Below are 23,179 nucleotides of genomic sequence, written 5' to 3'. Positions count from 1 at the left end.
GCGCTTTCGCTTATTTCCGGAGCCTTTGTTCAAGTCGCTAAAATTCTTGAACTCGAGTGGTCGTAGTGTATTCCTGCTGCTGACATAAAATAGCTATTCACTTCGCTTGCTTCCCTACAAGCATCGAACTCGGGTGGTCGTAGTGCAATCTTGCGCCTGACATAAAACACCTGTTCATTTCGCTTGATGCAGCTGTTCTGCGCTGCTGCCTGTTTCCTGCTCACTTCATTCACTTCACTACAAGCATCGAAACTCGCCTACGGCTCAGACAGCGATGCTTGTTACGCTGCGTTTCTTCGTTCACTTACGGAAACATTCAGAGGCTTGAACAGCTGCATCTGCGCTCAGACGAGTTGTTTTCTGTAGGTCGCTATCTTGCACCACTTCCCTTCCAGAGCACAATTGTGTTTGTAACGCTGCGTTTCTTCGTTCACTTACGGAAACATTCAGAGGCTTGAACAGCTGCATCTGCGCTTAGACGAGTTGTTTTCTGAAGGCAGCTGTTCTACACTACTTCCCTTCCGGAGTGGAGCCGTGCTTGTTACGCTACGTTTCTATGTGCCATAGGGGTTTATGTCAAGGGTTGAATTGCTGTTGGTGGGTGTTGAATTGAGAAGTTGATCTTTTGTTTTTGGTAAAACCGGTGTAAATTGCCGTAGATTGCTATCTTTGTTAATATGAGCAGGAAAGAAAAAATACTACAAATGATAAAAATGGTTGTGGATAATAATGCACCAGATTCAGAGGTGTATTTGTACGGTTCACGAGCCAGAGGACATGCAAAGAAGCTGTCTGATTGGGATTTGTTGATCTTGCTTAATGCATCAAATATTTCGTTTGACTTCGAAACTAAGTTTCTGGATGAGTTTTATGAGTTGGAATTGAAAACCGGAGAGATTTTTTCACCATTAATTTATTCAAAGAACGAATGGCATTCTAAGTATTCCATTACTCCATTTTATGAGAATATCCAAAAAGAAGGGATTAGGCTTAAATATAATGCACCCCAAATATTGGACACCAAGTTAAGTTGAAAAAACATAACTTTAAAACGGCTATGGTAGCCAGTAGAAAAAAGTACTCAGCGGCCTTCAAGGCCCAAGTTGCAACAGAGCTGCCCCCTTAGGAGAGCAGCTCTGTTGGTTTTGTTCTAATGTCTCTTGGCTTATTTCAAAGGATTTTCGGCCAGGAAGCGTTCGCTGTCGATGGCGGCCATACAGCCGGAACCGGCGGCGGTTACGGCCTGACGGTAGATGTGGTCTTGTACATCGCCACAGGCAAAAACGCCGGGAACGTTGGTTCTGGATGAGCCGGGAACGGTTTTGATGTAGCCGGTTTCGTCGGTCTCGAGGAAGGGCTTGAAGATGTCGGAATTGGGTTTGTGTCCAATGGCCAGGAAGAAACCGTCGATTTTGATTTTAACTTCCTCCTCTTCGGGCGTTCCTTTTTTCTTCACGAGGGTGGCGCCTTCCACAACTCCGTCGCCATAGAGGCCCAGGGTTTGGTGCTCCCATAATACTTCAATGTTTTTGGTGGCGAATACGCGCTCCTGCATGACTTTGGAGGCACGCAGCTCGTCGCGACGTACAATCAGGTACACTTTGTTACAGAGTCCGGCCAGGTACAGCGCTTCTTCGGCTGCGGTGTCGCCGCCGCCCACTACACCAACGTCTTTGCCACGGTAAAAGAAACCGTCGCAGGTGGCACAGGCCGAAACGCCGCCTCCAGCATACTTGGTCTCGTCTTCAAGACCGAGGTATTTGGCGGTGGCGCCGGTGGCTATGATAACGGCTTCTGCTTCAATTATTTTTTTGTCGTCGATGGTCACCTTATAGGGACGCGCTGAAAAGTCCACCTCGGTAGCCATGCCAAAACGGATGGAGGTGCCGAAACGTTCCGCTTGTTTTTTGAGGTCTTCCATCATTTCGGGACCGGTAATTCCGGAGGGATAGCCCGGGAAGTTTTCGACTTCGGTGGTGGTGGTAAGCTGTCCACCCGGCTGCAAACCCTCATACAATATGGGGGAGAGGTTGGCACGTGCTGCATAAATGGCGGCTGTGTAACCGGCTGGTCCCGAGCCAATAATCAGTACGCGGGCTTTCTCGATGTCGCTTATGTTTTTGTCTTTCTTGTTGTCGTTGGAGCCGCTGTCCAAATTCTCAATTTTTCCAAATAAGGCCATAATATGTATGTATTTATATGTTTTAATTTGACTGCAAATCTGCAACTTTTATTCCAAAACTCAAAATGGCAGTTTTGGCAGCTTTTGTGGTGACAAAGTTACCTATTTAAACTTAATGCTTGTACCGAAACGATGGGGTGCTTTCATAAACAAATTTGATTATTCATAGTCGGAGCCGATAAGAACCAAGGAGTCGCTGGCTATGGACATACCCCCAACGAGGCCGAGTCCCCCCGTGGTATTCGAATATATTTTTATGGGATCCACTACGGGCAAATCGTAATTGTATTCGGCCACTACGCGACTGCGCAGGTAGTGGTAGTAATCGGGGGAGAGACTCAACAGACATAGACGGATGACCTGTTTTTCGCCGGGTTTGGGGTTGCTGAGGTAAACGGATGGAATGCCGATTTGCAAGCGGTGGGACTGCCCCTGAATAAGGTAGTCGGAAAAGGAACCCAGAAAGTCGATGCCGCCCAGGAGGCTGCCCTCCTGGTCGCGTATGTAAAACACTTCATCGGTCTTGGCATAATTGAGGGTTTGCCGGTTCAGCAAATGGTCGAGGGAGTCGCGCGTCTCCCCAAAGATCAGCAATTGGTAGTAATTGTCAATTTCGGGAGGATCGGTAAAAATGAGTTCATACTGAATAAAGGGATCGCCGTTTTTACTGCCTCGGCCAATGCTGTCGAGTCCCTCGATGGCGACTGCCTGCGGAATGGTGGTGGTGGCCGAAATGCGCTGTCCTTTACTGTCGCCCCCGCGAATGGTCCACACATCGCCTTCGCGCACCGGCAGACCGGTCCGGTGGGCCCAGGTCTCCTGATAGGGCCAGGCAAAAGAATCGACCCGGGCTCCGTTCCGATACAGGGCCAGGTAGCCATCGTAAATGCGTTCAAAATCGTCGAGCGAGGAGTGGTTTACGCTGCGACTCAGATGTAGACTAAGCGTAGAGTCGGCTGTGGGAAAAGCAAAGAGTACAAGCTGCCCGCCGCCTTCCTTCAACTGTAGGTGGAGGTCGCTTTCGCAACTGCTGAAGGTCCCCAGTATTAGGAGGAGCAGTCCGCTGATGGTATTTTTAAGTCGCTTTTGCATCTTTATATCGCCACTTTTATCCTTTTTCGGCCAGTTCGCGCAGCAGGTCCGCTTGCCGTATTTCGATGTGCTTATCGTTCAGTTTCAGAATACCCTCCCGTTCATAGGCTTTCAGCAGTTTGACGGTGCTTTCGGTAGATATCCCCGCAAATTCGCCGAGGTCTTTGCGACTGAGCAGGCTGAAAACATCCTGTCCGGCAAATTCTACACTGCTTAAATACAGCAAGGTGCCGGCCAGGCGACCGTTCATTTGCTTGTACATGAGGTTGCGCAGGGTTTGGTAGAGGTCGTCGTTGTGGGCTACGTAGCGGCGCATGAGGTTGTAGGCAAAGTGTCCATTGCTTTTCAGCAATTCTTCAATGGCCGACTTTTCAACAAGCATGGCCTGGGTTTCGTTCAATGCTGTGGCCGAATAGTTGAAGGTGTTTTTGCCAAAAACGGTAGAGAGTCCCAGAAACTCACCCGCTCCTGCCAAACGCAAATTAAAGCTTTTATCGCCTTCCTGCAGCTGCACTTTTACCAGGCCCTTCATTACAAACAAAATGTAGGAGGCAAAGGTGCCCTGCTTGCTTAGGTTTTCTCCTTTGTGAAACAAGACCTGGGTCTTGCTTTCACGCACCAGGGTGAGTTCGTCTCCGGCCAGGAGGTGAAAACAGGGGGCCGCTATGTCGCAAATAAAGTTGTTGTCGTCTTCCTGGATGGTCTTCATATTTCCGGATCAATAAAAAAGTTGAGGCAAATCAATCCGCAAGCGGAGTTCGTCGCAGCCCAAATTTAAAGAAAATTGCTGAGGCCGCCCTACTTTTGTCTTGTGCTAATTAACGAATATCAACGCTAAAAATTGAATACTATGTTGTACACAAATTTGAATCACATTGAGACTGCAGAGCAGCACGCAAAAATCATCAACGAGAACGAGAATGTAATGGTTTGTTGTGGCCGTATGGGCCCCATGTGCATCCCCGTTTACGGAATCATGGAAGAATTGGAAGGCGAATACAGTCACGTGAAGTTTTTCGATATGGAATTTGACAACCCCGAGGCACACGTCATTCGTAACTTGCCTGAGGTACGTGGTTTTATGGGCATCCCCTTTACCATTTATTACAAAAACGGCAAGGTGGTAAAAGCCACTTCCAGCATTCAGAGTCGCGATCAGGTAACCGGTATTTTGAACGAGCAGTTTGGCGCAGCTAAAAACGCTTAAGTTATGATGGAAAACAAACATTACGACGCTATAGTGGTGGGGGGTGGACCAGCGGGACTCACGGCAGGTATTTACCTGTCGCGGGCCCGTCTGAATACCCTTATTTTGAGTGAAGGGACCATAGGGGGCCAGATGGTACTGACGCACGAGATTGCCAACTATCCCGGCGTGGAGTCGATCAACGGCTATATGTTGGGCAACATCATGAAAAAACAGGCCCAAAGTTTTGGTTGTTCCTTAAAGTCGAACATCGACATCGCCAATATGGAATTGGATGGTGCTGTGAAGACTTTTACCCTGTCTAACGGGGAGACCTACTCGGCCGATGCCGTGGTGCTCACCCCGGGCGGACGCAGCAGAACCTTGGGGGTGCCGGGGGAGGACAGCTACAAAGGCAAGGGCATTTCGTATTGCGCTACCTGCGACGGGGACTTTTTTACCGATAAGGAGATTGTGGTAGTGGGCGGGGGCAACTCTGCTTTGGAGGAGGCGGTTTCGCTGACCAAATACGCTTCAAAGGTCACCATTGTGCATCAGTTTGATCATTTTCAGGCTTTTGAACATGCCATTGAGGAGGCCCGTAAGCACCCGAAGATTTCCATTGTGATGGAAGCTACGGTGAGCGCCTTCTATGGCGGGGAGAACCTCGAAGCGGTAGACATTACCCATTTGAAGGAGCAGCGTGTAGAGCGCTTTGCTACCGACGGGGTGTTTGTCTTCATTGGCTACGTGCCCAATACCGAATTCCTGCAAGGGAAGGTCGCCTTGAACGAGCGGGGTGAAATGGTGGTAAATGCGGATATGGAGACCAACGTGCCGGGTGTTTTTGCCGCTGGCGACGCCATCGCCAAACGTTATCGCCAGGTTACCACAGCGGTAGGCGATGCCACCGTTGCTGCCCTGGCCGCATCCAACTATTTGCATCAGCTGAAGTCGAAGTCGGCCTAAGCACAAAAACCTTTTGGTATATGGACCCTTTTTATTATGGACTCATCGCCTTTGTGGTGATTTTTATCGGCTATTCGTACTTTAACTATCGGCGAATGAAGCACTTTGCCTCCTTGCCAGATGCAGAGGAGATTCAGCACCTGACGACCGATAACTTTAAAGCAAAGACCGCCAAGGGGGTGGTGCTGGTCGATTTTTGGGCCGGGTGGTGCACCCCTTGTAAAATGATGGCTCCCGTGTTGAATCAGGTGGCCAGGTCTTCGGGGGGTGTGGGACAAGTGGCCAAGGTCAATGTAGAGGAGCAGCAGCGCCTGGCCGAGCAGTTTAAGGTGCGCAGCATACCCACTTTGCTTTTGCTGAAAGACGGTCGCGAAGTGGATCGTTTTGTAGGGGTAAAGAGTAAGGATTTTCTGTTGAAGAAAATGCTGCAGGCTTAGCCCCGATGCTTCTATATATACAGAGATATTGTTTTTTGGTTAATTGGAAATGCCCGGATCGGACCTGAAAGAGTTCATCCGGGTATTTTTCATACCTTTAATCTGAGCAGCAGATTTTTTTAAAGCATACAGTTATGTGGAATAAGATAAAGTATTTTCCCATTTCGGCCTTTACGGTGATTATGGGACTGAGTGGAGCTACCCTGATCCTGTCGAAGTTTGGCAGCAACGGCTGGTTGCCTTCCTGGTGTTACAGCACAGCATTGTGGACTTTGAGTGGACTGGCGATTTTTATTGCGTCTCTTTATTTGCTCAAGACCATGCGATTTATGGACGAGGTGCGCAGGGAGTTTTTGCATCCCATTAAGATCAACTTTTTTCCCTCTATTTCTATTTCCTTGCTGCTCTTGTCCATTGCCTGGGAGCCGGTCAGCAGTTCGGTATCGCAGTATCTTTGGTGGCCGGGCGTGGTGCTGCATACCCTTTTTATGATTAAAGCCATCGGCTACTGGATAACACACAGTTATGAAATCAAGCACTTTAATCCCGCCTGGTTCATTCCTGCCGTGGGTAATGTTTTGGTGCCTATAAGTGGGGTGGAACATGCCCCCGAATTGCTGTCGTATTTTTATTTTTCCTCGGGCATGTTCTTCTGGATCATTCTGTTTGGTCTGTTTATGAACAGGGTGATTTTTCACGGACAGCTGCCCGAGAAGTTTATTCCTACCTTTTTCATCATAATTGCCCCGCCGGCGGTAGGCTTTTTGGCTTACATGCGGCTTTTTGGCAGTTGGGACGGGGGTGCCATGTTTTTACTGATGATGGCCCTGTTCTTTTTTGTGCTTTTGGTGAGCATGTACCGAAGTTTTACACGGCTTAAGTTTTTTATGTCGTGGTGGGCCTTTACTTTCCCGCTCACCGCCTTAACGGTGGCCACCACTTTGGCCTTTGAAGTGTCCGGAGAAACCGCTTTTAAATATATGGCCTGGTTTTTTGCCGGGGTTTCAGCGGTGGTTATTGCTGTTGTGGCCTGGCATACTTTGCGCCACCTGTTTCGAGGCGAAATTTGCGTAATGGAGGAATAAAGCATTGTTCGATTGCGCGAAAACTGCTATCTTCCCTACAAAATCCACGGCTATGAAGGAAGGGAGCATTTTTTTGACTGATCTGGAGTTTGAATACCGACTCTGGAAAAATAGACTCAGTTACTATCTGAAGGAGCTGGCGCTGTTGAAGGCCCGCAACGAGGAGTTGTTGCAGCGCGATGAAGCAAGGGCCATGAATACGGTAGAACTGATGGTGCTGGAGGACCATGAGAGTGAACTGCAACAGCTCGAAAAGCGCATTAAAGTGCAGGAGGAAGAGATGCAGTACTACAACAGGGATTTTCCCATAACGCCCACCCATGAGTACATGGGCGCGCACCTTATTTTGCGTGATAAAATAGACCGGATTTGTGCCTTGCATCGCGATAAGGCCGACGACCTGTTGAGGGCCCTGGGAATATGAGGCAGCGTTTCATTCCGGCAAGTTGTCTTGTTGTTGTGCTTATGGGCATTCTTTTTTGGACACCGGGCTGCGGGCATAAGCCCCCAGACCTTAAAGTAAGCGATTTGCAGTCGGGCGACTTTGTGTTTACCGGTCCCGGTTTGTGGGGCGGCGATAAGCTGTCTACGGCCATCGACGATGTAACCAAGACCGAGATGGAGACTTCCTATACCCACATGGGTATGGTGGAGGTGAGGGACTCCACGGTGTGGATTTGGCATGCAGCCCCCAAGAAGGGGGTGAGTTGCGAAAGTCTGGAGGCTTTTTTGAAAACCCGTCACCGGGCCGATGTGTATCGGCTGTGCGACTCCCTGCACATACATATACCCGCTGCGCTGGATACTGCACGCACTCTCAATGGCTTGCCCTACGACGATGCCTATCTGATGGATGGGACCGGCCATTACTGCTCGGGTTTTGTGTATACCCTTTTTCGCTCGTCAGACATCTTTGAACTGGAAGCCATGACCTTTAAAAATCCCGAAACGGGGGATTTTCATCCCTTGTGGGTGGATCACTATTCGCGTTTGGGGGTGGAGATTCCCGAAGGAAGGCCGGGTTGCAACCCCAATGGGATGGCTTTGTCGCCCCACCTCCGTTTTGTGGGGAAGGTGCTTGAAAAATAGGGGCTTTTTGAAAATAAAGAGGGAGAAAAGCAGCTGCTTTTCTCCCTCTTTATTATGGGTAAAACTGACGGTGGAAACGCTTAACGTTTCTTGTTCTTGCCGCCTTTTTGTAATTGTTGTTGCTGCTTGGTCATTTCTTCCAGACGCTGAGCAAACTTAGATTTCTTCACCGGTTTCTTTTGGTTGGCCTGAATCTTTTTCAGCAGCTTCTTCTCATCCACAAAACGACGAATCAAGAGGGTTTGTCCCACAGTGATCAAGGTGGAAACAAAGTAGTAGTAACTCAAACCCGATGCATAGTTGTTGAAGAAGAAGAGGAACATCACCGGCATCATATACATCATCCCCTTCATACCCGGCATTTGGTTGGCCGAGGCAGTCATTTCGGAGTTCATTTTGGTGTACAGCATGTTGGTTGCCGCCATCAAAAGGGTAAAGAGACTCACATGCGCTCCGTAAAAGGGAATGTTGAAGGGCAGGTCGAAGATCGAGTCGTAGGCCGACAAGTCGGTTGCCCAAAGGAAACTCTCCTGGCGCAATTCGATGGACACCGGGAAAAAGTTGAACATCGCGATAAGAATGGGCATCTGGAGCAGCATGGGCAAACAACCGCCCATGGGATTCACGCCGGCCTTTTTATAGAGGGCCATGGTGGCCTGCTGGCGCTCCATAGCTTTCTCCTTAGGGATGCGCTCATTGATTTCATCAATCTGGGGTTTCAGCACCTTCATTTTGGCCGTAGACATGTACGACTTGTAGGTGAGGGGGAAGAGTACCAGTTTGATGAGGATGGTCAGGATCAGGATGATGATGCCGTAACTGCCAATGAAGCCTTCAAGAAAATTGAAGACGGGAATGACCGCAATGCGGTTGACCCAGCCGAATATGCCCCAGCCCAGGGGAATCAGTTGGTTAAGCTCCAGTTCCTTGTCGTAATTGTTGAGCGTGAAAAAGTGGTTGGGACCAAAATAGAAGGAAAAACCAATGTTCTCGTCGGTGGAGAGGTCCACCGGAATCACTGTTTCGGCCTTGTTGTAAGCCAAAAAGTTGCTTTGCTCGTTTTCTTCTGCCTTTACTTCCACGTTGGCGCTTGCAAAGGCCTCGTCAGCGATAAATACAGAGGAGAAAAACTGGCCCTTAAAACCAATCCACTTGACCTTGGTTCTTAGATCTTCACTTCCGTCGCCTGCTCCTTTGAGCCAATCCACTTCGTCGAGGTGGTATTTGTAATATAGTCCTGAGTAGCGCTTCTCGCTGCTGCGACCCTTTTCAAATGCCGGCATTTCCATATACCAGGTCAGGTCAATGCTGCCCCGTGGGGTCGCCATCAGGTTGTTGAGGCGCTCGGTTTGCAGTTCAAAACGCGCCATGTATTCGTCGGCCGGCAAGGTGTATTTGAAACGCAGCTGCTCACCCTGTTCGGTGCCCAATTCAAAAACGATCTGCTCCTCGTTTTCCTGTCGTGCTTCAAAAAAGAGGTCGTTGGTGTTGAAGATGCGGGTGTTGTGTGTAAAGGTAAAGCCAAACTTGTTGGCCTCGCCATCGAAGAGAATCAGTGGTTGCCCGTCGTGCGTTTTATATTCCTTCAGCTCTACCGAATAGATGCGGGCACCCTTAGAGCTCAGTACCATACGTACCTTTTCGTTTTCGAGGGTGTAGTAGGTGGCTTCTCCTTCTACAAAGGGAGCCATCTGTCCAAAGCGTGCCTGAAGCTGATTGTTCAACTGAATGCTGTCACTTACTGTCGTTGCCTCCGCCTCGGCTTCCAGTGCCACGGGGCTGGCTTCGGCTTGTTGCTTAAGGGCAGCGTCTAATTCTTGCTGGCGCAGCAACTCTACTCTTTCCAGTGAATCACGTTGGTGCTGCATGGCCTCCACCTGTTCGGCAGAAGGTTTGTTGATGAAATAAAAACCAATCAGTACCAGACTGATGAGAATCAGACCCGTTATCGAATTCCTATCCATTTTTATTGTTTAGTATTTGGAGTTTCGTTAATTGCTGCTTTAATGAAGGCCATAAATACCGGATGGGGCTTTAAAACCGTGCTGCTGTATTCCGGGTGAAACTGTACCCCTACAAACCAAGGGTGATCGGGCAATTCTACAATCTCTACCAATCCTGTATCGGGATTGATGCCGGTAGCCTTCATCCCGGCGGCTTCGAAGGCCGACAGGTATTCGTTGTTGAACTCGTAGCGGTGGCGGTGTCTTTCCCGGATGCAATCCTGGCCATAAGCTGCAGAAAGCTTACTCTCCTTATTAAGCTTACAGTCGTAGGCCCCCAAACGCATGGTTCCGCCCTTGTCGGTAATGTTTTTTTGGTCTTCCATTAAATCAATCACCGGGTAAGCGGTGGTATGATCCATTTCTTTGGAGTTGGCTTTCTCGTATTTGAGTACATTACGCGCAAATTCAATGACGGCAGTCTGCATACCCAGACAAATTCCCAGGAAGGGGATGTTGTTTTCTCGGGCATGCTGTACGGCCAGCAATTTACCGTCGAAGCCACGGTGCCCAAAACCCGGCGCCACCAGAATGCCGTGCAATCCCGTTAGTGTGTCGGCTATGTTTTCTGAGGTGAGGGTTTCACTCTGGATCAGTTGTACGTCCACCTTGTGATCGTTGTAGGTGGCGGCATGTATGAGGGCTTCGATGATGGACTTGTAGGCATCGTTGAGTTCGACGTACTTGCCCACCAAGCCAATCTTTACGACTTTTTTAGCGTTGTGCAATTTGTCCAGAAAGCTTTTCCAGTCCTTCAGTTCTGGTTTTTGATCTACCGGCAACTTTAATTTCTCCAGAATGATTTCATCCAGACCTTCTTCCTGCATTTTTACCGGCACCTCATATATGGAGCTGACATCAATGCTTTGAATTACTGAGCGGCTGTCCACATTGCAGAAAAGCGCTACTTTTTTGCGGATGTCGGGGGCCAGATCTTTTTCGGTACGCAAGACCAGTACATCGGGCTGAACGCCTTCTTCGAGCAGTGCCTTTACCGAGTGTTGGGTAGGTTTGGTTTTGAGCTCGCCGCTGGCTGCCAGGTAGGGGACCAGCGTAAGGTGAATATTTACGGCCCGGGATCCGAGTTCCCATTTCAGCTGACGAACCGCTTCAATGTAGGGGAGGGATTCGATGTCGCCCACCGTTCCGCCAATTTCAGTGATTACCACATCAAAACGGTGCTTGCTGCCCAGCAGTTTGATGTTTCTTTTGATTTCATCGGTAATGTGGGGGATGATTTGTACCGTCTTGCCCAAAAAATCACCACGTCTTTCTTTGTTGATGACATTTTGATAAATGCGGCCTGTGGTTACGTTGTTGGCCTGGGAGGTGGGAACGTTGAGGAAACGTTCGTAATGTCCCAAATCCAGGTCGGTCTCAGCACCATCCTCGGTTACGTAGCACTCCCCGTGTTCGTAGGGGTTCAATGTTCCGGGATCCACGTTCAAGTAGGGATCCAGTTTTTGAATGGTGACTTTATATCCTCTGGCCTGCAGCAATTTGGCCAGGGAGGCGGAGATGATTCCCTTTCCGAGTGAAGAAGCAACCCCTCCGGTAACAAAAACGTAACGAGTATCCGGCACGGCGTATCTGGTTAAATAATTCTACAATTTTAATTAAACCACAAAGGTAGAAAAATCTGACCGAAAATAGGTCGCGCCGAAGAATAATTACAGCATTTCGTCGATCAGGTCCAGTTTCTTATTCAGCAATTCCATATTGCGCTTTCCGTTCTCTATTTTGTGTTGGAAGTCGCGCACCAAGGCATCTGAGTTCTTCGATTTGGCAAAGAAACCAATGTTGTTTTCCCAAACAACCAGGTCGTTTTCGAGTTGCTTCAACTTCAGCATAATGCGATTGCGTTCCTGCCCGATTTTTTCGGCAAACTGATCCTCAGCCTTCCAGTTTTCGAGCTTGTTGCGAAATTTCTGAAGGTTTTTGTTGACTTCGTCGAGGTTAAGGTGATCAAACTTTTGGTTGATGAGGTTGCGGAATTCCTGGTTGATACGCTCCTTTTCTTTAAGCGGCACAAAACCGATGTTGGACCAGCGGCGCTGGAAGTCCTGCAAAATTTCAAAGTTCTTTTCGTTGTCCTCTTTGATTTCAAACCCGGTCAGTTCGGCAATAAGCGCTTCTTTGGCTTCGAGGTTTTTGTCTTGTTCTTCATCGATGTGACTGAAGAAGTCCTTTTTACGGTTGAAGAAGTAGTCACAGGCTTCGCGGAAGCGCTTCCAAACAATGTCGGACTGCTTGCGGGGCACCGGGCCAATTTCTTTCCACTTTTTTTGGATGCGTATGTATTCGTCCGTGGTTTTCTTCCAGTCGTTGCTCTCCTTCATGGCTTCGGCCTGAATGCAGAGCTCCGTTTTGAGCTGCAGATTATTCTGTTGTTCGTCCTTATAGGTTTTGAAAAACTCACGCTTGCTGTTGAAAAAGCTGTCGCAGGCCTTACGAAAACGTTCGTATACCAGATTGTTGTCTTTTTTGGGCGCAAAGCCTATGGTTTTCCACACCTGCTGCAGATCAATAAGCTGTTTGCTTTTCTCCTCCCATTCTTTGGGTGAATGCAGTTCCTCGGCCAGCAGCGCTTCTGCTTTTTCGCACAATTCAATTTTGGCCTCCAGGTTTTTCTTCAACTGGTTTTTGAGGGCTTCAAAATGCTCCTGCTGACGCTGGTTAATTTTGCTGGTGGCTGCCTTGAAACGCTCCCACAGCTCTTCCTTCTTTTCTCGCGGCACAGGGCCTACTTCGCGCCACTGGTCGTGCAGTTTTTGCAGGGCTTTAAAGGCTTTAACGGCCGAATCTTCGAGCAGCAGTTCCTCTGCTTTTTCGCAAAGTGCTATCTTTTCCTCGTAATTCTTTTTGATGTCGAGGTCGCGCAGCTCGTTGTTTATTTTGATGTAGTTGTAAAAGTTCTCTACGTGTAGGTGAAAGGTTTCCCACAAATCGTGCAACTTTCCTTGGGGTACGGGACCAATATCGCGCCAGCGTTGTTGCAGATCACGAAATTCCTGAAAGGTCTCGTTGAGCGATTCCTGACGGTTCAGCAAGTCCTTAATCCCTTCGATGACCTCGTATTTGGCCGCAAGGTTCTTTTCTTTCTCGTGTTCCTGAGATTGTCGCTCGCTGTCGCGTTTGCTGCGGTATTCAAAAAGCAGGGCCGAGAATTCCTTTTGCAGGTTGTCGGGCTGATGGACAAAGAGCTCTTCGGGTTCTCCGGAGGCGACGAAAGCCGCTTTGGCCTTGTTTTCAATTTCTTCGGAGGCTTTGTCGAAGACTTTGCGTAAGGTATCCACGGCCGGTTTCAGGTCACTGATTGGCTGTTCCTTAAGCAGCTGTCGGAATTTGGCCACCAGGCTTTCCCGATCAAGATTGCTGTAGTCTTCCTGAGTCGGTGCAGTTGTCTCCACTTCCTCTGCAGCTTCCACCTTATTTGCTGCCTGCTCGTCCGAGGCTTGCTTTTCGGATGGGGCATTGGTCTCAGCCTCAGCATGCTTTGCAGTGGGTTCGGCTTCCTTTTCAGGGGCAGCTTCCGGGGTCTTTTGTTCCTCTTTTTTGGATTCATCGACCTGTTCGGTCGCATTCAGACGGGTTTCCTCCTGGGATTCCTTGTTCAGTTCATTTGCTTCCATCACCATAGGTGTTATATTCACTCTACGAATATATTACATTAGGGGCAAAGTCCAAAGTTTTTTAAAAAATTCCTTTGGCCTGCATTTCAACAGGCTTTGCTATCTTTGCGCCAAATTTAAAGCTATGCGCATAGATGTACTAACGCTCTTCCCCCAGATGTTTGAGGGTCCTTTTTCCGAAAGCATTCTTCGTCGCGCCGTTGACCAGGGCAGTGTGGAGTTGGTTTTGCACAACATTAGGGATTACTCTAGCGATAAGCACATGAAGGTGGACGACTATGCCTTTGGGGGCGGTGCCGGTATGGTCATGCAAATTGAGCCGATTGCGCGTATTATTGACCAACTGAAAGGGGAACGCAGCTACGACGAGGTGATCTATCTGACGCCCGACGGGCAAACCCTGAAGCAGGGATTGGTGAATCAACTCTCGCTTAAGGGCAATCTGATTCTGCTTTGTGGGCATTACAAGGGGGTAGATCAGCGGGTGCGCGATAATTATGTAAGCCTGGAGATTTCTGTGGGTGATTATGTGTTGACCGGTGGCGAGTTGGCGGCAGCGGTTTTGGTGGATGCGGTGGTGCGTTTGATTCCCGGAGTGCTCAGTGATGAGACTTCGGCTTTGTCCGATTCCTTTCAGGACAATCTGTTGGCCCCTCCTGTTTATACCCGTCCCGCCGAGTATAAGGGCTGGAAGGTGCCCGAGGTACTGCTTTCTGGTCACCAGGCAAAAATAGACCAGTGGCGGGAGGAGCAGGCTTTGGCACGAACCCGAAAGTTGCGCCCCGATTTGTTGGAAGACTAAGCTTTAGTCGCGCCGACAGTGTTTTTTAAAGGCACAGTATTCGCAGGCTTTCCGGTTGTCGGTCTGGGTAAACGGAACTTCGGGGTCAAAAAGCCGGGTCAGCAGGGCGTTTAATTTTTCGGTGTAGTCGGCTTCCACCCTGGCCAGATTCAACTTCTCAAAACGCTTGTCTTCTTTCAACAGCAAGCTGTTGTCGTATTGCTTGTCGAACAGCTCACGCACGGCAATTACCCCTGGTTCAATATCGGTGTGCCCCACTTGCTGAGCTTTGATGAGGCTGTAAAGGAGGGTTTGGAAAACGGCTTTGTTGTCGCTGTGCTTTTCACTCAAAAAGAGTTCTTCCACAGCCTTTATTTTTTTTCCAGCCTTTCCGGTCTTGTAATCGATGATGCGGATGACCCCCTCTTTTTCATCGGTACGGTCAATTAAACCGCCCAGATTTACTTTCAGCTGCTCGTTGACGGGGTGCTGCATGCTGACTTTTTCTTCGAGGGCCAGCAGGCGGAAGGGGGTGCTTTGCTTTTCGCATTCGAGAAAGCGCAGAATGTAGCGCTGCAGGATGTCGTACACCAGACTGTTTTTGCCCTGTAAATCGTTGAATTCGCCACTGCGCTGCCTGATGAAGGGGATGTTTTTTTCAAAAATCTCGTCCATGAGGTCGCGTATTTTGTCCGGCTGTTTCAGCCATTGTTCCAGGTCGCTTTCGTTGACCATTTTTCCCAGCCAGGGGGTATAGAGGCGCTCTACCATTTCGTGAAAGAGGTTGCCAAAAACCCTCGGGTCGAGGTCCTCGCTGATGCTTTCGGGCTCGCGAATGCCGGCCACATAGCGGTAGTAGAATCGTAAGGGACACTCGATGTAGAGGCTCAATGCGCTGGGCGACAGGTCGCGCTTGCCGGGACTTTTCCAATTGTTGAGGATGCGCAGCACCTCCGGGGTCTTCTCGGCCGTCATTATGGGTTGCAGTGGAATGTCGACCTGCTGCAGCGGGGTTTCCACTTTCAATTGGCCGGGGTATTCGTAGTACAATTGTTGCAAAAAGCGGCTCATTTCGCCCTCTTCGGTGGCCGAGCGGGAGGTGGTGTACACCAGTTTGATGCGTTTGGCCCGGTGAATGAGGCGATAAAAATAATAGGCGAATATGGCGTCTTGGTTGTCGATGGTGGGCAGGTCGTACCCTTTGCGCAGATTAAAGGGGATGAAGGAGTTGGGTGGGGTGGTTTTTGGGAAAACCCCTTCGTTCATGCCCAGGATAATGAGGTTTTCGAAATCGAGGGCCCTGGTTTCGAGCAGACCCATTATCTGCAAGCCTTCCAGGGGCTCGCCCTGGAAGGGCACCGAGGCTGCAGCGGCCAGTTTTCGAAACAGGCTCTGCCAGGTAGCGGGCTGGGGTTGCTGGGGCAGCTGTCCCAGCACATCGCTCAGGCGTTTAATGGTGGTGTAGAGGTGGAAGATGAATTCCATTTCCAATTCCTTTCCCTCCATGTCGCGCAGTTTGTGATAAACCAGCAGCAATATTTCGTTGAGGTAGTCGGTCAGTTCCGGAGTGGTATTTACTTTTCGGAAGACGCTCTGCAGTTGTGTATCGTGGCCCAGGGTGGCGGCTTCGATAAAGAGCTGGTTGGAGGCGATGAGCTGCTGAATGAGTTCTCCGGCTTGCTGTCCCAATATGGTTTTCAGGTATTGATGGCGCAGAAGGGCCAGTACATCCCGATGGTAGTACCAGGTTTTTCCTTCGCGGGTTTTGCGCGTGGTTTTTTGCAAGGCCAGCAGGTTTTCAACGAGCGAAAAGGCCGGTGTGTTTTTGATGGGATAACCCAGCGTGATGTTGATGGCCGGGTAGCTTTCGGGGATGGAGTGGAGAATGGGCAGCAACTGCTGCTCGTCGGCCAGGATGAGGGCCGTTTTTTCCTTTGCTGCGGTGGCTGCTGCCACCTCAGAGAGGAAGTCCTGCGCCACCTGGGCCTGCACCAGTTCGTTGGAGGCGGCCGACAGGGTTATGTCGGCCAGCTTATCGGCAAAGGGCGCTTCCCAGTCGCGCGGCGACGGAAAGTCGCTTAGGTTGCTTTTGATGAAAAAGGCGGCTTCGTGACCCACGCGGATTCCGGGATGGGCCGGGTCGCTTTTTTCTTCCAGTATCTGCCGAGGATAATCCCAAAAGAAAGTGGCCTTGTTTTGGAAGTAGAGCTGATGAAATATCCTTTTCTCGCATTTGTTGAGGGCGTTGAAGCCGGCAAATACGACTTTCTTGTAGGGCAGGGGCAGGTGCTTGCTTTGTGCCACCCGCTCTGCCACACGTCTCAGCAGCATGCCGTCGTACACCAGGCCTTCCTGGTCCAAATCCTGGCGAAAAGCCTGGTACAACTCGTGCAAGCGTTCCCAAACGGTTAAGAAGCTTTGCTGTTGTTCCGACAGGCGCTCCGGGTCAAAAGTCTCCCAGAAACTCTGGATGGCCGCCACCTGGTCCTCATCCAGATGGGTGTAATCGACCTCCATTTTTTTTATGGCGGCCAGGTTGGCGAACAGTTCTTTGGGGTCGACCAGGTACTTGTCTGTATCGTTGAAATCGCTCAACAGCATCTCTCCAAGCGGAAGAAATTCATCGATGCTGATGTCGCTTTGCATAACGCGACAATAACTCAGGTGCAGCCGAAACAACAGCGTGATGTTGTCGGCCACCGGAGTGGGGTCTACTTCACGGAAAAACTCACTGATGGTAATTATTTTGGGCGACCATACCGGTTGCTCTACCAAACGGGCCAACTGACGCTCAAAAAAGATACAAGCTCTTCGGCTCGGGAAAACAAAACAAAAATCGTTTATTTCTGTTAAATGATGAGAGACGTGGTACTGCGCCAGGCGTTCCAAAAAACTTTGCATGCTGTATGTTTGTGGTACGAACTTCAAATATAGGGAAAGCAAATTTAAGGTGGGGCAGTAAGGCTCGTTTGAATTAAAAATACTAATTTAAGGAAGTATTAAGCGCGCAAGCAGCAACAGTTATTATGGATGAATATTCGTTTGTCGGGAACAGCGAACCAGGCGCTGTGGAGGCATTGTACCAACAGTACAAAAAGGATCCCGCTTCGGTTGATCCGGCCTTTGTGAGTTTTTTTAAGGGCTTTGATTTTGCCCTGGCCAATTTTAAGGGCAGTTCGGGCGATTACATCGACAAGGAGTTTAATGTAATCAACCTGATTCATGGTTACCGGCAAAGGGGACACCTCTTTACCAAGACCAATCCGGTAAGGGCCCGGCGACAATACCATCCCACCCTTGACTTGGAGACTTTCGGCTTGTCGGAGTCGGACCTCGACACCGTTTTTCAGGCTGGCAGTCAAATTGGTATTGGTCCCGCCCCCCTGCGCCAGATTGTGCAGCATCTTCAGGATACCTACTGTCAGAGTGTTGGAGTAGAGTTTCTTTATGTACGCATTCCTGAGGTGGTGGCCTGGCTGCGGGAGAAAATGGAATCGGTGAAGAATTTGCCCGACTACGACAAGGAGCGCAAGGAAACCATTTTTCGTTTTCTGAAGCGGGCCGTAGGTTTTGAGGCTTTTATTCACAAGCGCTTTGTGGGCCAGAAACGCTTTTCGCTGGAGGGGTCTGAGGGTCTCATACCGGGCTTGAAAGCGCTCTTGAATAAGGGGGGCGAGCTGGGTGCCGAGGAGTTTGTGATTGGTATGGCCCACCGGGGTCGACTCAATGTGCTTTCGAATGTGCTGGGTAAGCCTTATCGGCAAATTTTTAAGGAGTTTGTGGCCGATGAGTACGACGATACGGTTTCGCTGGGTGATGTGAAATACCACCTGGGTTTTGACAATGTGGTGAAGACCCTGAGCAAGGAGGTGCGGGTAAGCTTGTTGCCCAATCCCTCGCATTTGGAGGCGGTAACGCCGGTGGCTGAAGGACTGGCCCGTTCGCGGGTGGAACATGCTTACCAGGGCGATTTTGATAAGGTGGTGCCTGTGATTGTGCACGGCGACGCTGCAGTAGCTGCCCAGGGGGTGGTTTATGAGGTCGTGCAAATGGCCAAGTTGCCGGGTTACAAGACGGGCGGCACCATTCACGTGGTGGTGAACAATCAGGTGGGTTTTACCACCAACTATATTGAGGCGCGCTCCAGTACTTATTCCACCGATGTGGGCAAGGTCACCAACAGTCCCGTTTTTCATGTCAATGGCGACGATCCCGAGGCCATCGTTTATGTGTTTGAATTGGCGATGGAGTACCGCCAGCGTTTCAATACCGATGTCTTTATCGATATTTTATCTTACCGAAAATATGGTCACAACGAGGGCGATGAGCCCCGTTTTACGCAGCCTACACTTTATAAGGTGATTGCGTCTCATCCCAACTCACGCGAGATTTATGGCAGGGAGTTGGTGAAGCAGGGCGTGATGTCGGCCAAAGAGTTGCAGGCGAAAATCGACCGCTTCGATGCCTATTTGGAAAAGGAGTTTGAGGCCTCGGGAAAAATAGACAAGTTGTCGATAGCCCGCTTTATGCCGGATTTGTGGAGCAGTTACCGCTATCCCAAAACGGAGGATTTTGAAAAGGCGGTAGCCACCGGGGTGCCCCTGAAACGCTTGCACGCCTTGTGTGAGCAATTGAATCATTTGCCGGAGAACAGGACTTTCTTTTCGAAGGTGTACAAGATTTTAGAGGATCGCAAGAAGATGATGGACAGCGGGCGTGCCGACTGGGCCATGGCTGAGTTGATGGCCTATGCGACTTTGGTGACCGAAGGGCATCCGGTTCGTTTGAGTGGACAGGATGCGGAAAGGGGCACCTTTGCGCACCGTCACGCCAGTTTTACGGTGGAGGATATGAACGAGCGCTACATGCCCTTGAGGCATCTCGACGACAATCCCGCTTCCTTCAATGCTTACAATTCCTTGTTGTCCGAATACGGCGTACTGGGCTTTGAGTACGGTTATGCGCTTGGCGTTCCCAATGGGCTCACCATTTGGGAGGCGCAGTTTGGCGACTTCTTTAATGTGGCCCAGGTGATTGTGGATCAGTACATCAGTTCGGCCGAGGAGAAGTGGGGTCTGATGAACGGACTGGTGCTGTATCTGCCGCATGGTTTTGAGGGGCAGGGACCGGAGCACTCGAGTGCACGTATGGAGCGTTTCTTAAATCTGGCCGCCCGCAACAACATGCAGGTGATGAACTTTACAACACCGGCCAACTTGTTTCACGCCCTGCGTCGTCAGATGAAGCGCGACTTTCAGGTGCCCATGGTGGTGTTTACTCCGAAAAGCTTGCTGCGCCATCCCAAATGTGTTTCTTCTTTGGAAGATTTTCAGGATGGGGGCTTTGAAGAAGTGATTGACGATGTGAATGTGGATGTGGATGAAGTGAGTCGCGTGGTGCTTTGCAGCGGGAAAATATACTACGATTTGTTGGCCCGTAAGGAGGAGTTGGAAGCACGGGACGTGGCCCTGGTGCGGGTGGAGCAATTGCATCCCTTCCCTAAGAAGCAGGTGGCTGCCGTGTTGAAGAAATACAAAAATGCCCGTCTGAAGCTGTGGGTGCAGGAGGAGCCGGAGAATATGGGTGCCTGGAACTATGTGCGCAGTATGATGCCGGGCGAGGCCCTTGTGCCAGTGGCGCGACTGGCCAGTGCCAGTCCCGCTACCGGTCTGTTGGGCCTCCACAATGTGGGCCAGCGTGAAATTATTGGCCGGGTTTTTAAAAAATGTCACTGCGAGTTGAAGCTGCCCTATTGCAATCTCGATTGTATGGAAGGCAAGTCGCGCGAAGAAATATTAAAGGCGCATTATTATTTTGTTGAACCACGGCGTTTTTCCATTTAATAAAAAAGTCAGGAACCTTATGATAATAGAAGTAAAAGTACCCACCCCCGGGGAATCTATAACGGAAGTAGAACTGGCCAACTGGCTGGTGGCCAACGGTGACCTGGTTCGTCGCAATCAGGATTTGGCTGAGATTGAATCGGACAAAGCCACTTTGTCGCTTACGGCTCCGGAAAGCGGAAAGCTGGAGATTGTTGTTGAAGCCGGCAGTACGGTTAAGGTGAATGCCATTGCCTGTCGCATCGACACTTCAGTGGAAGTGCCCGATGTGGAGGAGGATAGCCCTGAGGAAGCTGCTTCGGAAGAAACCCCGGCAGAAAAAGTCGCTGCAAAACCGGCCGGGAAAGCGCCCGGAAAGGAAGCACAGGAGGCTCCTGCAGCCGCGCCAACCGGGATGAAGAGCACGCCTTTGGCACGTTCTAAAATGGAGGCGGAGGGACTTTCGGCTGAGGAGGTTTTGAAGGGCTTGCGCAAGCTGTCCTCGCGCGAAGTAGATGCCGTTTTGGATTTGCGTGCCGGAGGAGGTGTGGGGAGCTCCATTGCTGCCGAACGTGACATAGAACGGGAGCGCATGAGTAACCTGCGCAGACAGTTGAGTAAGCGCCTGGTGCAGGTGAAAAACGAAACCGCTATGCTTACCACCTTTAATGAGGTGGACATGTCGGCCCTCATGGCGTTGCGCAGCAAGTACCAGGATGCTTTTGTAAAAAAATATGGCTATAAGGTCGGCTTGATCAGTTTCTTTTTGAAAGCAGCTGCTCAGGTGCTTTTGAAGCGACCGATGGTCAACAGTATGCTCGATGGCGAAGAAATTCTGACCCCCAACTATGTGGACATCTCCGTGGCCATGCAAGGTCCCAAAGGTCTGATGGTTCCGGTTATTCGTGATGTGCACAGCAAAGGACTGGCGGCCATTGAGGGCGATATGAAGTCCCTGGCCGATAAGGTGCGCAGTGGGAAGGTAAGTCTCGAAGAAATGAGTGGCGGTACTTTTACCCTCACCAATGGTGGCGTCTTTGGTTCCATGCTGTCTACCCCTTTGATCAATCCGCCACAGTCGGCCATCCTGGGTATGCACAACATTGTGGAGCGCCCCGTAGCCATCAACGGTAAAGTGGAGATTCGTCCCATGATGTACGTGGCTTTGAGCTACGACCACCGTTTGATCGACGGAAAGGATTCGGTCGGTTTCCTCGTGGATGTGAAGAAGCGGATCGAGGATCCGCTGGCTTTGCTGACGGGCGATCGGGAGCCTGGGGCGGTGCTGTTGGATGTGTAGGGGGGGGCTCGCCGGCCTACGCCGGCCCCAGGACTGAAGTCCTGGGTTATGATTGGGAGGAATAGGTCAGGCGCGGAGCGCCTGTTCTGGTAAGCGGACTGAAGTCCGCACGGCGGCGGAGCCGCCGTTTCTACCTGATGCGGTTGAGGCTGCGGATGAGGGCTTCGTCTTTTCCGATGGCACGCAGGGCCAGTACAATGAGGATGAGGGCAGCGAGGGGCAGTACAAGGGGCCAGTCGAAAGAGAGTTCTGCCTGGAACTCGCGGGCCGCAGCCTTTCCAAAGTAATAGATCATAATGGAGAGACCGGCGTGCAGACCCAGATTGAGGGCGCATAGTCTGATTTGCAGCACCCGTTTCTTGTAAAGAAAGATGGTGACCAGAGTGAGGGTTGCGGCCATAGTCAGCAGTATGCTTAAAGCGGTGGCGGGCATCAGCAGTTCTGTGGGTTTGTTGGCTTCAACCAGCCCCTGGAAGTTAAGCAGGTAAGTGCTGTTTGTTGAGGCAAGCTGCGCCATATCGAGGAAGAACAAGCTGCTGGTAAATAACAGCGCCAGAAATAAATAGACGGTTTGAATACGTTGAATCATGATTATGTTTTTTGCAAAAATACGAAATATGCCCCGAATTATGTAATGAACAGGGCTGTTGATAAGAATTTTGTTGGAGTGTGGCTTTTTTTTTATTAATTTGAATCCAACAAAATGTATGTCGATGGCCAGAATTGCAGAATCTGAATTGATCATAAATCCGGATGGCAGTGTTTTTCACCTGCACATTAAGCCCGGTCAGTTGGCCGACAACGTCCTGTTGGTAGGGGATCCCGGTCGGGTGGAGTTGGTGGCTTCTTTTTTTGAAAGCGTCCAATGTGAAGGTCGTAACCGTGAGTTTGTCTGGGCTACCGGAACATATAGGGGTAAGGACTTTACGGTCCTGTCGACCGGCATAGGTACCGATAACATTGATATTGTTCTGAACGAACTGGACGCCTTGGTCAATATTGATTTTTCTACACGGGAGCCCAAGGCCGAACACCGCAGTTTAAACCTCGTCCGCATGGGTACTTCGGGTGCTCTGCAAAAGGATTTGCCGGCCGACAGCTGGTTGCTCAGTGAAAAGGCCATGGGCTTTGACGGTTTGCTGAATTTTTATGCCGGAAGGGATGCCCTCTGTGATTTGGGGCTCGAAAAAGCCTTTGTGCAAAGCACGGGCTGGTTGCCTGAATTGACTGCGCCTTATGTTGTTCCTGCCAGTTCACTTTTGCTGGAACGCTTGAAGGGAGAGCAGGTAAAGACCGGCATCACCATATCGGCTCCCGGCTTTTATGGCCCCCAGGGCAGGGTTTTGCGTCTGCCCCTGGCCATGCCCGATATCAACGAACGCATTACTGCCTTTCGCCATGGTGAAGAGCGCATTACCAACTACGAGATGGAGTGCTCTGCCATTTATGGTCTGGCTGGCCTCTTGGGGCATGAAGCGGCCACGGTCTGCGTAATTATTGCCAATCGTCTGGCAGGCACCTACAGCAAGGATTATAAGGCTGAGGTGCGTCGTTTGGTCGAATATGTACTTGAACGGCTCAGCCGTTAGGTCTGGCACTCC

General features: G+C 50.3%; 19 protein-coding genes. 11 read left to right on the top strand and 8 right to left on the bottom strand.

The annotated features are described in order from the left end of the window. Positions 1–677: 677 nt before the first annotated feature. Positions 678–1,034, top strand: coding sequence for a nucleotidyltransferase domain-containing protein (locus B4W65_RS09255; RefSeq protein ID WP_240509530.1), 357 nt, complete (start codon positions 678–680; stop codon positions 1,032–1,034). Positions 1,035–1,165: 131 nt separating this feature from the next. Here B4W65_RS09255 and trxB read toward each other — a convergent pair whose 3' ends face one another. The 3 genes from trxB to B4W65_RS09240 all read right to left on the bottom strand — a co-directional run bounded on the left by trxB (position 1,166) and on the right by B4W65_RS09240 (position 3,983). Then, complete coding sequence (gene trxB / locus B4W65_RS09250; protein ID WP_088654866.1) at positions 1,166–2,182, bottom strand: thioredoxin-disulfide reductase; 1,017 nt, start codon at positions 2,180–2,182, stop codon at positions 1,166–1,168. A 159-nt stretch (positions 2,183–2,341) separates the two neighbouring features. Continuing rightward, the gene (locus tag B4W65_RS09245) at positions 2,342–3,274 is read right to left on the bottom strand and encodes a DUF4249 domain-containing protein (protein ID WP_088654865.1); all 933 of its coding nucleotides are present in this window, start codon (positions 3,272–3,274) and stop codon (positions 2,342–2,344) included. Between the two features lie 16 nt (positions 3,275–3,290). Continuing rightward, positions 3,291–3,983, bottom strand: a complete 693-nt coding sequence (locus B4W65_RS09240) for a Crp/Fnr family transcriptional regulator (RefSeq protein ID WP_088654864.1) — start codon at positions 3,981–3,983, stop codon at positions 3,291–3,293. A gap of 141 nt (positions 3,984–4,124) precedes the next feature. On the opposite strand from B4W65_RS09240, the gene B4W65_RS09235 reads away from it, so the two are divergent. The 6 genes from B4W65_RS09235 (at position 4,125) to B4W65_RS09210 (ending at position 8,040) form a co-directional block, all read left to right on the top strand. After that, positions 4,125–4,481, top strand: a complete 357-nt coding sequence (locus tag B4W65_RS09235) for a YbbN family protein (RefSeq protein ID WP_088654863.1) — start codon at positions 4,125–4,127, stop codon at positions 4,479–4,481. A 3-nt stretch (positions 4,482–4,484) separates the two neighbouring features. Beyond that, entirely contained in the window at positions 4,485–5,429 is a 945-nt protein-coding gene (locus B4W65_RS09230) for an NAD(P)/FAD-dependent oxidoreductase (RefSeq protein WP_240509529.1), read from the top strand. A 20-nt stretch (positions 5,430–5,449) separates the two neighbouring features. Continuing rightward, positions 5,450–5,866: a thioredoxin gene (gene trxA, locus B4W65_RS09225; protein WP_205741247.1), complete on the top strand. Its 417-nt coding sequence runs from the start codon at positions 5,450–5,452 to the stop codon at positions 5,864–5,866. 134 nt (positions 5,867–6,000) lie between these two features. Beyond that, positions 6,001–6,951 carry an SLAC1 anion channel family protein gene (locus B4W65_RS09220; protein WP_088654862.1) on the top strand — a complete coding sequence of 317 codons (951 nt, stop codon included), beginning with the start codon at positions 6,001–6,003 and terminating at the stop codon, positions 6,949–6,951. 52 nt (positions 6,952–7,003) lie between these two features. After that, positions 7,004–7,375, top strand: a complete 372-nt coding sequence (locus B4W65_RS09215; RefSeq protein WP_088654861.1) for a hypothetical protein — start codon at positions 7,004–7,006, stop codon at positions 7,373–7,375. Between the two features lie 41 nt (positions 7,376–7,416). Continuing rightward, positions 7,417–8,040 carry a YiiX/YebB-like N1pC/P60 family cysteine hydrolase gene (locus B4W65_RS09210; protein ID WP_158522818.1) on the top strand — a complete coding sequence of 208 codons (624 nt, stop codon included), beginning with the start codon at positions 7,417–7,419 and terminating at the stop codon, positions 8,038–8,040. 80 nt (positions 8,041–8,120) lie between these two features. Here B4W65_RS09210 and yidC read toward each other — a convergent pair whose 3' ends face one another. The 3 genes from yidC to B4W65_RS09195 all read right to left on the bottom strand — a co-directional run bounded on the left by yidC (position 8,121) and on the right by B4W65_RS09195 (position 13,675). Continuing rightward, entirely contained in the window at positions 8,121–10,004 is a 1,884-nt protein-coding gene (yidC, locus tag B4W65_RS09205; RefSeq protein ID WP_088654859.1) for a membrane protein insertase YidC, read from the bottom strand. Positions 10,005–10,006: 2 nt separating this feature from the next. After that, complete coding sequence (locus B4W65_RS09200; RefSeq protein WP_088654858.1) at positions 10,007–11,626, bottom strand: CTP synthase; 1,620 nt, start codon at positions 11,624–11,626, stop codon at positions 10,007–10,009. Positions 11,627–11,713: 87 nt separating this feature from the next. Next, on the bottom strand, positions 11,714–13,675 hold the full coding sequence (locus tag B4W65_RS09195) for a DUF349 domain-containing protein (RefSeq protein WP_088654924.1): 1,962 nt from the start codon (positions 13,673–13,675) through the stop codon (positions 11,714–11,716). Between the two features lie 124 nt (positions 13,676–13,799). Between B4W65_RS09195 and trmD the strand changes: the two genes are divergently transcribed. Next, positions 13,800–14,477, top strand: a complete 678-nt coding sequence (gene trmD, locus B4W65_RS09190) for a tRNA (guanosine(37)-N1)-methyltransferase TrmD (protein WP_088654857.1) — start codon at positions 13,800–13,802, stop codon at positions 14,475–14,477. A 3-nt stretch (positions 14,478–14,480) separates the two neighbouring features. Here the strand turns inward: trmD and B4W65_RS09185 are convergent, their stop codons facing one another. Further along, the gene (locus B4W65_RS09185) at positions 14,481–17,357 is read right to left on the bottom strand and encodes a PD-(D/E)XK nuclease family protein (protein ID WP_088654856.1); all 2,877 of its coding nucleotides are present in this window, start codon (positions 17,355–17,357) and stop codon (positions 14,481–14,483) included. A gap of 125 nt (positions 17,358–17,482) precedes the next feature. On the opposite strand from B4W65_RS09185, the gene B4W65_RS09180 reads away from it, so the two are divergent. Together B4W65_RS09180 and odhB are read left to right on the top strand one after the other, a co-directional pair. Beyond that, positions 17,483–20,299 carry a 2-oxoglutarate dehydrogenase E1 component gene (locus B4W65_RS09180; RefSeq protein ID WP_088654855.1) on the top strand — a complete coding sequence of 939 codons (2,817 nt, stop codon included), beginning with the start codon at positions 17,483–17,485 and terminating at the stop codon, positions 20,297–20,299. 19 nt (positions 20,300–20,318) lie between these two features. Next, a complete protein-coding gene (gene odhB / locus B4W65_RS09175) occupies positions 20,319–21,578 on the top strand; it encodes a 2-oxoglutarate dehydrogenase complex dihydrolipoyllysine-residue succinyltransferase (RefSeq protein WP_088654854.1) in 1,260 nt (419 codons plus the stop codon). A gap of 130 nt (positions 21,579–21,708) precedes the next feature. Here the strand turns inward: odhB and B4W65_RS09170 are convergent, their stop codons facing one another. Then, positions 21,709–22,167, bottom strand: a complete 459-nt coding sequence (locus tag B4W65_RS09170; protein WP_088654853.1) for a DUF4293 domain-containing protein — start codon at positions 22,165–22,167, stop codon at positions 21,709–21,711. Between the two features lie 124 nt (positions 22,168–22,291). Here B4W65_RS09170 and B4W65_RS09165 point away from each other — a divergent pair, with 124 nt between their 5' ends. Next, positions 22,292–23,167 carry a nucleoside phosphorylase gene (locus tag B4W65_RS09165; RefSeq protein WP_088654852.1) on the top strand — a complete coding sequence of 292 codons (876 nt, stop codon included), beginning with the start codon at positions 22,292–22,294 and terminating at the stop codon, positions 23,165–23,167. Positions 23,168–23,179: the final 12 nt, after the last annotated feature.

The sequence above is a fragment of the Geofilum rhodophaeum genome (assembly GCF_002210225.1).
Classification (GTDB): domain Bacteria; phylum Bacteroidota; class Bacteroidia; order Bacteroidales; family Marinilabiliaceae; genus Geofilum; species Geofilum rhodophaeum.
This window is presented reverse-complemented; position numbering and strand designations above follow the sequence as displayed.